Source organism: Gammaproteobacteria bacterium, assembly GCA_032250735.1.
In the GTDB taxonomy this organism is placed as follows: Bacteria; Pseudomonadota; Gammaproteobacteria; order SZUA-152; family SZUA-152; genus SZUA-152.
In genome coordinates, this window is record JAVVEP010000018.1 from 22,921 (window position 1) to 33,820 (window position 10,900).

Sequence of the window (10,900 nt, forward strand, 5' to 3'; positions counted from 1 at the left end):
TATCGTTAATTAAGCCTGCTCCACAGCTGCACTAGTGGGCCTGCCTTGTTCATGCTATTAGCATGAAAGATTATAGTTTCCCAATCCTCAACTCTTCAGCAGCAACTCACGCCAAATAACCTGTGTAGGCTCCACCCTGTTCATACTATAAAAATGCAACCCAGGCGCGCCTTGCTTAAGCAGGGTTTTACACAGTTGGATGGTGACCTGCTGGCCAAAATCTCGCAGTGAGGCGGCGTCATCACCAAAGTTTTCCAGGTGTTTGCGTAGCCAGCGGGGGATTTCGGCGCCGCACATGTCGGAAAAACGGGCCAGGTTCTGGTAGTTGGTGACGGGCATAATGCCGGGCACAATGGGGATATCCAGACCCATTTTTTCGCAGTCATCGACGAAGTGAAAATAGGCGTCGGCATTATAGAAGTATTGCGTGACGGCGCTGTTGGCTCCGGCTTCCACCTTTCGTTTGAAGTTGTCCAGGTCGGCCCTGGCGCTTTTGGCCTGCGGATGGGTTTCCGGGTAGGCGGCCACTTCGATGTGGAAGTGATCGCCGGTTTCGGCGCGGATGAATTCCACCAGTTCATTGGCGTAGCGTAGCTCGCCCATCTCGCGCATGCCGGAGGGCATGTCGCCACGCAGGGCGACGATGCGGTGTATGCCTTTGTCGATGTAGGTTTGCAGCAGCTCCCGGATATTGTCTTTTGTGGAGCCTACGCAGGTCAGGTGGGGGGCGGCGTCGATGCCTGCCTCCTTGATTTCCAGCACTGTGTCGAGGGTTCCCTGCTGGGTGCTGCCGCCGGCGCCGTAGGTGACGGAAATGTAGGCGGGGTTTAATCCGGCAAGTTCTTCACGGGTTTCACGCAGTTTGGCCTTTCCTTCTTCCGTTTTGGGCGGGAAGAATTCTATGCTGAAGGTGGGTTTGTACTTTTTTTGTGACTGCATGAATAAAATATTGCTCAGTGGTTAAAAATTAGTGCTTAGTAAAATCTAGTGCTTAGTGTTTAGTCATACGGCGCAATGCCCTACGGTTATTGCGCCCTACGTGCTTAGTGCTTAGTCATTCGGCGCAATGCCCTGCGGTTATTGCGCCCTACGTGCTATGCCACCATATCGATAACTTCTAATTGACGTGCATGGGTTTTCGCTGCCTGCACAAGCGCCTCAAGTTTCTCCGATTGTTCATCTTCAATCCATGCTTCCCCACATTGCGCACATACGAGTGCTGGAACATGCCTAACAACAATTACACCCTTCTCATAATCCACAGTAAACGTTGTCGTTCCGTTAATCATGGGTCCACTACAAAGTGGGCAATTGTCATCTTTACTCATTTCTCTCTCCTGCGTGTTACATGATCTGGTCCAAAATGCGCGACATCCGGTTCATAGGCAGTAATCGAAGATAAGGGGTCAGCGAAGATAAGGGGTCAGGGCCCTTTATCCCCTTTTCCACCCCAGTTATCACTTAAAAAATATCTCTTTATCAATTGTCTCAACAAATAACTCAGCCTGTTGCAGTGACCAATCTGCCTTTCAAGTTCAATTTCTTTTCCTAGGTAATCTGCCATTAACCGGATATCCTCTACTTTATTCAAAGACCGGCCCAGTTCTATTGGCAATGATCCGCTCTTTACTAGGTGAAGACTAAACGCAGAGATCAAGCCCCCATGTGTTTTAGTTGTTATCGCAAGCTCTTCATAACCTGCTTTGATGAGTGCGGCACGTGATGCGTCATACATGGCGTAATAAGCTCTATTACAAGCACCACCTGAATCTTCAGCGGCTAATAACAACCGCGAAGAGGCAAGCGCTCGCCTGGCTTTTGTCATTAATTCGTCTGCCGTTATCACAATGCAACACCCTCCCGTTGTATATTCTTAATCAGATACGGGTTGCTGTATTGTTCAGGGTTCTGCCACTCGTCTTGCCAAATCGGTAAAGCTTGTATTCTGGCACCGGTTTCCAGCAGGATATCGTAGGCTAGATCATCCATCGCCAGTTTGAGCGCAAAGAAATCACCACTTGGTTCAGCCAACAATATGGCGAGATCAATATCGCTTTCAGCATGATAGTCGCCGCGGGCACGGCTACCAAACATAACCACACGCTTTACTGGAAACAGCGCAGCGACTTTTTCCATAAACAGTTTGGTTGCTTGTGTTGTTGAATTGTTGGTCATTGGGTTTTTATGTAAAATAATCTTTAAGGATCAAAGTGTTACGCTTTAAGTTGAAAATATCGTGTACTGTTTAGGTGTTAAGCTCAATATAATTTCATTTTTAGCAGTACAGCTTTCCCACAACTTTCCACATGCCATCTTTGTAACGTTAAGTCGTGTTCTAATGACTCAAACATGAACATCGGTCACACCAATATAACACGCGTTGCACATCAGCTTCAGCAAGCAGGGCCCGCATTGCGAGTCCTGCGCATGGCAGGTCGATCAAGTCCACCCTACATGGCTCGACAATTTCACCAACCCGACCTATCGGCCAGGGGGCTGGCCTCCTACATGGCACAATCGTTACCCAGTCATGCGGCGCAATGCCCTGCGGTTATTGCGCCCTACGTACCTTGTCCATTACGTATCAGCATTGCTCCATTGTGTTCACATCGTCATAGCGGATTTATTCCGCCATCCAGAAACAGTAAAAAACTGTATCCCGCCCTTTACCTCTTATTGATGATCGTTATTATTGATAGGCGCCAATAAAAATTCGGTGACGAACCTGTGCTGATCCACCTGCACAAGCTCAAGCACTCTAGCGAGATCAATATTCATATATTCATGCACGATCCGGTTTCTCAATCCGATGGCGGCATTCCATGCTGGTAAATCATCTCTCTCAATCACCCCTATACGCGCAAGTGCTGCGAAGGCGTCGTATGCAGAGACTGGCACCGGTTCTTTATTCGCTTTCAGGATCTGCTTTGCCTTGCCGATCGCATTTTCAATCAGCATTTGTATGGCATGCAGCACACCGTTTTCTTCCAGCCGCGAAAGCTTTTCGCCTTTCAGCAAATGTTGCCGGGCCTCGTCAAGCAGGGAACTCTGTTGCTTTGCGAGTTGCGCAGTTTCTGCCTGATAAAGATCAACCCGCATGTTGCTTTTCCCATTCATAGGTCTCTAGCTCGCGCCAGGTCCGTCCGAGAAAATGATTCCATGCCAGGGTGTTTTCTCCCTTCAATGGCACGCCATCTTCGGCAACCAGGGCTCGCATTGCGAGTCCTGCGCCTGGCAGGTCGATCAAGTCAATTTGGCTTTCCTCAACCTTTAGTGCGGCTGCCAGCAAGCGGCGCAGGGTTTCGGTTTTCGCCAGATTATCGAGCAGCGGCATGTCACGCTGCCACTGAATGGCGATATCCCAATCACTGTCAGGACCCGCACGGCCCTCTGCCTGGCTCCCAACGAGCACCGCCAGCTCAAGCTCGTTCTGGGTCTCCAGCGCATGTTGCAATTGTGGGAAAACCATACTGACTCGCCTCAATACTTCCCTGCTCAATCCCGGAACACGCCGCTTGCTGTGTTCCATGGTGCCGCATTACGTTTGCCCCTTACCCAGCCATACGGCGCAATGCCCTGCGGTTATTGCGCCCTACGTACCAAACTGCTTTTGCAGGATGGTTTTCAATAAACCTAAATCATTATTAATTGTTCGCCACAATATTTCATGATCGACGGCAAAATATTCATGCGCCAGGATGTTGCGGATGCCTCGCATTTCATCCCATGGAACATCATCATATTGTTTGCGCACTTCATCGGGAACATGCGCAGCCGCTTCTCCAATAATTTCCAGATTGCGGACCACAGCATCAATGGTTTTTTCGTCATTCAACCAATGGGCGAAATCTAAATCCGCGGTGTATCGCTCTATCCGCTCAATGGCCTCAAGTATGTCATCTATCCGAAAGCCCCATTCCCTAGGCGGCATGTACTAAATCCTTTAGGATGTTATCGCGCAGCTGAGGCTTCAGTGCCTTTTTCGTTACCAAGTCCACTTTGCATGACAAAGCATCTTCCAAATATTGCTTCAGTTGCACAAAGCCGAAGAGACCTGGGGTCTCCTCAAACGCAACCAATATATCGACGTCACTATCCGTACCGGCTTCGTCTCGTGCGACAGATCCAAAGATATCCAGGGATGATACGTGGAAACGTTTGCGCAACTCCTCAGAGTTCGCCTTCAGTATTTGCATAACCTGGGTGCGTTTCATCCTGTTTCTCCATGGAACACATCGATTCCAGTCAAGCTGTCATGGCCTCTTTAGTTACCAACTGCATCTATTGCAATGTTTGCACGTCCGTGTGTACCACCTCTTTATCTTAATAACGGTAGTGATTCGGCTTGTAGGGCCCTTCTACCGGTACGCCGATGTAGTCGGCCTGTTCCTGATTCAGCTGCGTGAGGAATACACCGATCTTGGCAAGGTGGAGGCGGGCCACTTTTTCATCCAGCTTTTTGGGCAGGATGTAGACCTTGTTCTCGTACTTGTCGGCATGGTTGTAAAACTCGATCTGCGCCATCACCTGGTTGGTGAAGGAGGCGGACATGACGAAGCTGGGGTGGCCGGTGGCGCAGCCCAGATTCACCAGGCGGCCTTTGGCCAGCACGATGATCTTTTTGCCGTCGGGGAAGATGACGTGATCCACCTGTGGCTTGATCTCTTCCCACTCGTATTTTTCCAGTGAGGCGATGTCGATCTCGGAATCGAAGTGGCCGATGTTGCAGACGATGGCTTCGTTCTTCATGGCGGCCATGTGGTCATGGTTGATGACGTTGACGTTGCCGGTAGTGGTGACGAAGATGTCGCCCATTTTGCTGGCTTCGTTCATGTCCACCACGCGGTAGCCTTCCATCGCGGCCTGCAGGGCGCAGATCGGATCGATCTCGGTGACCCATACGGTGGCGCCCATGCCACGGAAGGCCTGGCAACAGCCTTTGCCGACGTCGCCATAGCCCAGTACCACGCAGATCTTGCCGGCGATCATGACGTCGGTGGCGCGCTTGATGCTGTCGATGAGGGATTCGCGGCAGCCGTAGAGGTTGTCGAACTTGGACTTGGTGGCCGAGTCGTTGACGTTCATGGCGGGGAACAGCAGCTGGTTGTGTTCCATCATGTGGTAGAGACGGTGCACGCCGGTGGTGGTCTCTTCCGTCACGCCGCGGATGCTGTCGGCGATCTTCTGCCATTTGGTGTTGTCCAGCGGCAGGTTGCGACGCAGCACATCCAGGATGGCGACATATTCTTCATTATCACCGGGCTTGGCATCCGGCACCGCGCCGGCCTTTTCAAATTCGACGCCCTTGTGGACCAGCAGGGTGGCGTCTCCACCGTCGTCCAGGATCATGTTGGGCAGTTTGCCGTCGGGCCAGTTGAAGGCCTGCTCGGTACACCACCAGTAATCCTCGATGGTCTCGCCCTTCCAGGCATAGACCGGGATGCCGTCGGCGGCGATGGCGGCGGCGGCGTGATCCTGGGTGGAAAAGATGTTGCAGGAAACCCAGCGAACCTCGGCGCCCAGGGCGACCAGGGTTTCGATCAGCACGGCGGTCTGGATCGTCATGTGCAGGCTGCCCATGATGCGCGCGCCCTTGAGGGGCTGTTCCTTGCCGAACTCTTCCCGCAGGGCCATCAGGCCGGGCATTTCCGTTTCGGCGATGGCAATTTCTTTGCGGCCCCAATCGGCGAGGCTGATATCAGCGACCTTGTAATCAGTAAAACCAGAATTAACGACAGCGTTCATATTTCATTTTCCTTTTTGCATGATCTAAAGGAGACCTGGTTAAGTTCTTTATCGTCACTCTGATGACAACCAGAATCCAATCGCATTTAATTAGCTTCCTGGATTCTGGCATGCGCCAGAATGACGGATACAGGTTTCCTAAAAGGTTGAATGAGCACCGTTACTATTTGTTAATGACATCTTCTGAGCCTCGCGGTGGTAATAAAAAAACCGCTGCAGCGCTCCTCACAAGATATATAAATTGTAGGGTGGGCACCGCCCACCTTGCAGGTCTAACTAAATTTTGATTGGTGGGCGATGCCCACCCTACTCACTAAGTAAAACCTTCAGCCCGGGTTCTTAATCTAATCTCTTCGCCCAGTCCTTAGTCATACGGCGCAATGCCCTGCGGTTATTGCGCCCTACGGGTTGAGTCTTCTGTAGGGTGGGCACCGCCCACCATGTTATGTTTTAGCGATTTGCTGGTGGGCGATGCCCACCCTACACCCAGCCCTCAGTCCTTTCTTTTAAATCCCCGCAGCGTCCCGCAGGGCGTCTGCCTTGTCGGTGACTTCCCAGGGGAAGCCTTCGTCTTCTCGTCCGAAATGGCCGTAGGCGGCGGTGGCGGAGTAGATGGGGCGCAACAGATTGAGCATTTTCACCAGGCCACCGGCCCGCAGGTCGAAGTGCTCGCGCACCAGCTCGACGATGCGGCTGTCTTCCACCTTGCCGGTACCGAAGGTCTCGACGCTGATGGAGGTCGGCTCGGAGACGCCGATGGCGTAGGAGACCTGGATCTCGCAGCGGTCGGCCAGTCCGGCGGCGACGATGTTCTTCGCCACGTAACGCCCGGCATAAGCGGCGGAACGGTCTACTTTAGACGGATCTTTGCCGGAAAAGGCTCCACCGCCGTGGCGCGCCATGCCGCCGTAGGTATCGACGATGATCTTGCGTCCGGTCAGGCCGCAGTCGCCCACGGGGCCACCGATAACAAAGCGGCCGGTGGGGTTGATATGGTATTTGGTGTCGGCCGTCAGCCACTCTGCCGGCAGCACGGGTTTGATGATCTCGTCCATCACCGCTTCGCGCAGCGTGGGGGTGTCAATCTCTTCGCTGTGCTGGGTGGAAAGCACCACGGCGTCGATGGCGACCGGGCGGTTGTCTTCGTAACGGAAGGTCACCTGGCTTTTGGCGTCCGGGCGCAACCAGGGCAAGGTGCCGTTTTTGCGCACCTCGGCCTGACGCTTCACCAGGCGGTGGGCGTAGGTGATGGGTGCGGGCATCAGCACCTCGGTCTCGTGGCTGGCGTAGCCGAACATCAGGCCCTGGTCACCGGCGCCCTGCTCGTGGCTGTCGTATTCGTCCACACCCATGGCGATATCGGCGGACTGCTTGTCGATGGAGGTCAGCACTGCGCAGGATTCATAATCGAAGCCCATGTCGGAGCTGTTATAGCCGATGCGCTTGACGGTTTCGCGTACCACCGCCTGCATATCCACCCAGGCGGAGGTCGTGATCTCGCCGGCGATGATGACCATGCCGGTGTTGACCAGGGTCTCGCAGGCTACGCGGGCAGCGGTGTCCTGCTCCAGGATAGCGTCGAGGATAGCGTCGGAAATCTGGTCTGCGACCTTGTCGGGGTGTCCCTCGGAAACGGATTCGGAGGTAAATAGATGTGAACTCGCCATTATACGTTTAATCCTTTATTGCCAATCATGTAAGGTGAATCGAAAAAACAAACCATTCTACCCGCTGGCCCGCGGCCTTTCAATTCGCCGCCACGCCAGAATGGCTATTTCTTGTCGAGATCGCTGCCTTTACGGCCATATCGGTCTTCAAAGCGGACGATATCGTCCTCACCCAGGTAGCCGCCCGACTGCACCTCGATAATCTCCAGCGGCACCGCGCCGGGGTTTTCCAGGCGGTGTTTTTCGCCAATGGGGATGTAGGTCGACTGGTTTTCCGAGAGCAGGAATTCCTTGTCGCCACAGGTGACCCTGGCCGTGCCCGTGACCACGATCCAGTGCTCGGCCCGGTGGTGGTGCATCTGCAGGGACAGGGCCGCGCCGGGTTTGACCACAATGCGCTTGACCTGGAAACGGGGGCCGGCGTCCACCCCCTCATAGGAGCCCCAGGGGCGGAACACCTGGCGGTGCACCAGACATTCACTGCGCCCACTGGCCTTGAGCTGCTCGACGATTTTTTTGACATCCTGGGCCCGGTCCCGGTGCGCGACCATCACCGCGTCCGCCGTCTCCACCACCAGCACGTCGTCCAGCCCGATGCCGGCCACCAGCCGGTGTTCCGAATACAGCAGGCTGTTGCGGCAGTCGTGTGACAGCACGTCGCCCTTGCTGACATTGCCATTGGCGCAGGCCTCGCCCACCTCCCAGATGGCCGACCATGCCCCCAGATCGGACCAGCCGGCATCCAGCGCGACCACTGCCACCGCGGGCTGCGGGTTACCGGCCTCGGCCACACCGCCCAGTTTCTCCATCACGGCGTAGTCGATCGAGTCGCTGGGGCAGGCCTTGAAGGCGTCCGCATTGAGGCGGCAGAAATCCAGATCCGCGTCCGCCTTCTCCAGCGCCTCGCGGCAGGCCGCCAGCATGGCGGGCTGCAGGCGTGTCAGCTGCTCGATCCACACCGAGGCCCGCATCACGAACATGCCGCTGTTCCACAGGTATTCGTCGGACGCCACATAGGCCGCCGCCGTCGGGGCGTCGGGTTTTTCCACAAAGGCGTCTAAAAGATAGGACTGGGGACTAAGGGCGGAGGACTGAGTAACTTCATCAGCAACTGGAGCGCCTTTGCGGATGTAACCAAAACCGGTTTCAGGCGCAGTGGGAACGATGCCAAAGGTAACCAGCGCGCCCTGCTGCGCCAAGTCAGCAGCGGTTTTGACGGCGGCGTGATAGGCGGGCGCATCGGCGATCACGTGATCCGCCGGCATCACCAGCAGCACGGGGTCATCGCCCTGTTTGAGGCTGGCCAGCGCCGCCACCGTCAGCGCCGGGGCGGTATTGCGACCCACCGGCTCCAGCAGAATGGCCGCCGGTGGATGGCCGATGGCGCGCAGCTGCTCCGCCACCATAAACCGGTGTTGTTCATTGCAGACGACGATCGGCTCGGCAACCTGCCCCACCAACGTCGACAGGCCATCCAGACGCCGGACGGTCTGCTGCAGCAGGGTGTGCTCGCCCTGGAAGGCCAGCAACTGTTTCGGATACTGCTCGCGGGACAGCGGCCAGAGCCGGGTACCGGCGCCGCCGGAAAGGATAACGGGTTGAATATTCATGTCTGCGTGGGATCAGTGGTTATATCAATTAATAGTCGATTTTTAATTCTGTAGGAAAAACCCTACACGGCTGTATGGCCGTTTTTATCCTGCAACTGTCGGCCGTCCATGCCCAGGAGTCTTCGCACCGAAGACTGCCGCGCAGTGTACCACCTTCCGCCTCTCAGACCATTACCTGCCCCCGGCCCGCCCGCTTTATACGACCCCCAAAAAAATTTCACCGGAGGCATGCGGACATTCAGATTTCAAATGCCGGCACACATCCGGTGAAGACGGTTTGCCGTGCGGGCGCACGGCGATTTGAGCCAATAGGGTCTTACTGTGGCGCCTTGATCAGCAGCAGCGCACGATTCATCTCCAGGGTCTTTTCACCCACCCCTTTGACCTTGAGCAGATCCTCCACCTGCCTGAAGGGACCGTTGCTCTCCCGATAGGCGACGATGGCCTCGGCCCTGGCGGCACCGATACCCTTGAGTTCCGCAGCCAGGGTATCCGCATCGGCGCTGTTGATATCGATCGGCCCGGCAAACACACCCACCGAGGCCAACAGTAACAACATGGCAAAACTGCCGGAAACAACTAAACGTGATAAACGCTTCGATAGCATCGACATGACAAGACTCCTTTCCTGTTATTTAGGTTTGTAGATTAGTTTTGTCTAACACGAAATGTAACGATGGGTGCGACAAGCTGATCTCTGACATCACGACCCTAACGGTAATTACATTGCGGGCACCAGCCTAAAATCTGCCGGCCAGCGGGTCAATCAGATATGCGCGGCAATATTACCGCTTAGTGCGTAGGGCGCAATAACCGGAGGGCATTGCACCGCATGAAACATCCACCGATACTCGCCTGATGGATTACAGACGAGCCTGGCACCCAGGTGGTACCTACTTCTTTACCGTCAACCTGCTGCAGCGGCGTGATAATGATTTATTGATACGGCATATAGACGCCTTGCGTGCCACAGTCCGTTCGGTCAAATCACGACATCCATTTGTGATTCATGGATGGGTCATTCTCCCCGAACACCTCCATTGCATATTTGAATTGCCAGCGGGCGACACCGATTTTTCCACCCGCTGGCGTCTGATCAAATCTGATTTTTCAAAGACGCTGCCAATAACAGAAAGAAGATCAAAAGTGAGGCAAGGCCGAGGCGAACGGGGCGTATGGCAAAGACGTTTCTGGGAACACCTCATTCGTGACGAGCATGACTATCGTGCCCATATGGATTACGTACACATCAATCCCGTGAAACACGGATTAGTGAAGTGCGTACGCGACTGGCCGTATTCAACATTTCATCACCTGGTTAAGCAAGGCATGTATCCCATTGATTGGGCAGGAGGCCACGAAAAGGGGTTGGGATATGATGATTGATACACGACCATGCGGCGCAATGCCCTTCGGTTATTGCGCCCTACGGAGGGAGCGATTGGTCTGTCTTGACGATGTCGCTTTGGGGCTCAAGCGGCGCAATGCCCTTCGGTTATTGCGCCCTACGGAGGGGAGCGATTGGTCTATCTTGACGATGTCGCTTTGGGGGCTCATGCGGCGCAATGCCCTTCGGTTATTGCGCCCTACGGAGGGGGCGATTGGTCTATCTTGACGATGTCGCTTTGGGGCTCATGCGGCGCAATGCCCTTCGGTTATTGCACCCTACGGAGGGGGCGATTGGTCTATCTTGACGATGTCGCTTTGGGGCTCATGCGGCGCAATGCCCTTCGGTTATTGCGCCCTACGGAGGGGAGCGATTGGTCTATCTTGACGATGTCGCTTTGGGGGCTCATGCGGCGCAATGCCCTTCGGTTATTGCGCCCTACGGAGGGGGCGATTGGTCTATCTTGACGATGTCGCTTTGGGGCTCATGCG

General features: G+C 54.8%; 13 protein-coding genes and 1 riboswitch. Of the genes, 1 reads left to right on the forward strand and 12 read right to left on the reverse strand.

Going from position 1 to position 10,900, the window contains the following annotated elements; translation table 11 throughout:
* Window positions 1-87 precede the first annotated feature (87 nt).
* The 12 genes from metF to RRB22_10975 form a co-directional block, all read right to left on the reverse strand.
* Window positions 88-939 (reverse strand): methylenetetrahydrofolate reductase [NAD(P)H], encoded by an 852-nt coding sequence (gene metF, locus RRB22_10920; GenBank protein MDT8384920.1) that lies wholly within the window; start codon window positions 937-939, stop codon window positions 88-90.
* 155 nt (window positions 940-1,094) lie between these two features.
* A complete protein-coding gene (locus RRB22_10925) occupies window positions 1,095-1,328 on the reverse strand; it encodes a type II toxin-antitoxin system MqsA family antitoxin (protein ID MDT8384921.1) in 234 nt (77 codons plus the stop codon).
* 95 nt (window positions 1,329-1,423) lie between these two features.
* The gene (locus RRB22_10930; GenBank protein MDT8384922.1) at window positions 1,424-1,846 is read right to left on the reverse strand and encodes a HEPN domain-containing protein; all 423 of its coding nucleotides are present in this window, start codon (window positions 1,844-1,846) and stop codon (window positions 1,424-1,426) included.
* The gene (locus RRB22_10935) at window positions 1,843-2,175 is read right to left on the reverse strand and encodes a nucleotidyltransferase domain-containing protein (protein MDT8384923.1); all 333 of its coding nucleotides are present in this window, start codon (window positions 2,173-2,175) and stop codon (window positions 1,843-1,845) included. Before RRB22_10935 ends, RRB22_10930 begins: the two co-directional genes overlap by 4 nt.
* Before the next feature lie 498 nt (window positions 2,176-2,673).
* Window positions 2,674-3,099 carry a DUF86 domain-containing protein gene (locus tag RRB22_10940; protein MDT8384924.1) on the reverse strand — a complete coding sequence of 142 codons (426 nt, stop codon included), beginning with the start codon at window positions 3,097-3,099 and terminating at the stop codon, window positions 2,674-2,676.
* A complete protein-coding gene (locus tag RRB22_10945) occupies window positions 3,089-3,469 on the reverse strand; it encodes a nucleotidyltransferase domain-containing protein (GenBank protein MDT8384925.1) in 381 nt (126 codons plus the stop codon). Before RRB22_10945 ends, RRB22_10940 begins: the two co-directional genes overlap by 11 nt.
* Before the next feature lie 123 nt (window positions 3,470-3,592).
* Window positions 3,593-3,931 (reverse strand): DUF86 domain-containing protein, encoded by a 339-nt coding sequence (locus RRB22_10950; protein MDT8384926.1) that lies wholly within the window; start codon window positions 3,929-3,931, stop codon window positions 3,593-3,595.
* On the reverse strand, window positions 3,921-4,214 hold the full coding sequence (locus RRB22_10955) for a nucleotidyltransferase family protein (protein MDT8384927.1): 294 nt from the start codon (window positions 4,212-4,214) through the stop codon (window positions 3,921-3,923). The genes RRB22_10950 and RRB22_10955 overlap by 11 nt, the downstream gene beginning before the upstream one ends.
* 109 nt (window positions 4,215-4,323) lie before the next feature.
* Window positions 4,324-5,745, reverse strand: coding sequence for an adenosylhomocysteinase (gene ahcY, locus RRB22_10960; GenBank protein MDT8384928.1), 1,422 nt, complete (start codon window positions 5,743-5,745; stop codon window positions 4,324-4,326).
* Between the two features lie 145 nt (window positions 5,746-5,890).
* Window positions 5,891-5,978: riboswitch (S-adenosyl-L-homocysteine riboswitch) on the reverse strand.
* Between the two features lie 273 nt (window positions 5,979-6,251).
* Complete coding sequence (gene metK / locus RRB22_10965) at window positions 6,252-7,412, reverse strand: methionine adenosyltransferase (GenBank protein ID MDT8384929.1); 1,161 nt, start codon at window positions 7,410-7,412, stop codon at window positions 6,252-6,254.
* Between the two features lie 104 nt (window positions 7,413-7,516).
* A complete protein-coding gene (locus RRB22_10970; protein MDT8384930.1) occupies window positions 7,517-9,022 on the reverse strand; it encodes a mannose-1-phosphate guanylyltransferase/mannose-6-phosphate isomerase in 1,506 nt (501 codons plus the stop codon).
* Between the two features lie 316 nt (window positions 9,023-9,338).
* Window positions 9,339-9,635: a helix-hairpin-helix domain-containing protein gene (locus RRB22_10975; GenBank protein MDT8384931.1), complete on the reverse strand. Its 297-nt coding sequence runs from the start codon at window positions 9,633-9,635 to the stop codon at window positions 9,339-9,341.
* Window positions 9,636-9,877: 242 nt separating this feature from the next.
* Between RRB22_10975 and RRB22_10980 the strand changes: the two genes are divergently transcribed.
* Window positions 9,878-10,408 (forward strand): transposase, encoded by a 531-nt coding sequence (locus tag RRB22_10980; protein MDT8384932.1) that lies wholly within the window; start codon window positions 9,878-9,880, stop codon window positions 10,406-10,408.
* Window positions 10,409-10,900 lie beyond the last annotated feature (492 nt).

Coding starts and splice junctions, on each gene's coding strand:
- metF (MDT8384920.1), bottom strand. CDS start 939: ATGCAGTCACAAAAAAAGTACAAACCCACCTTCAGCATAGAATTCTTC.
- RRB22_10925 (MDT8384921.1), bottom strand. CDS start 1,328: ATGAGTAAAGATGACAATTGCCCACTTTGTAGTGGACCCATGATTAAC.
- RRB22_10935 (MDT8384923.1), bottom strand. CDS start 2,175: ATGACCAACAATTCAACAACACAAGCAACCAAACTGTTTATGGAAAAA.
- RRB22_10940 (MDT8384924.1), bottom strand. CDS start 3,099: ATGCGGGTTGATCTTTATCAGGCAGAAACTGCGCAACTCGCAAAGCAA.
- RRB22_10945 (MDT8384925.1), bottom strand. CDS start 3,469: ATGGTTTTCCCACAATTGCAACATGCGCTGGAGACCCAGAACGAGCTT.
- RRB22_10950 (MDT8384926.1), bottom strand. CDS start 3,931: ATGCCGCCTAGGGAATGGGGCTTTCGGATAGATGACATACTTGAGGCC.
- RRB22_10955 (MDT8384927.1), bottom strand. CDS start 4,214: ATGAAACGCACCCAGGTTATGCAAATACTGAAGGCGAACTCTGAGGAG.
- ahcY (MDT8384928.1), bottom strand. CDS start 5,745: ATGAACGCTGTCGTTAATTCTGGTTTTACTGATTACAAGGTCGCTGAT.
- metK (MDT8384929.1), bottom strand. CDS start 7,412: ATGGCGAGTTCACATCTATTTACCTCCGAATCCGTTTCCGAGGGACAC.
- RRB22_10970 (MDT8384930.1), bottom strand. CDS start 9,022: ATGAATATTCAACCCGTTATCCTTTCCGGCGGCGCCGGTACCCGGCTC.
- RRB22_10975 (MDT8384931.1), bottom strand. CDS start 9,635: ATGTCGATGCTATCGAAGCGTTTATCACGTTTAGTTGTTTCCGGCAGT.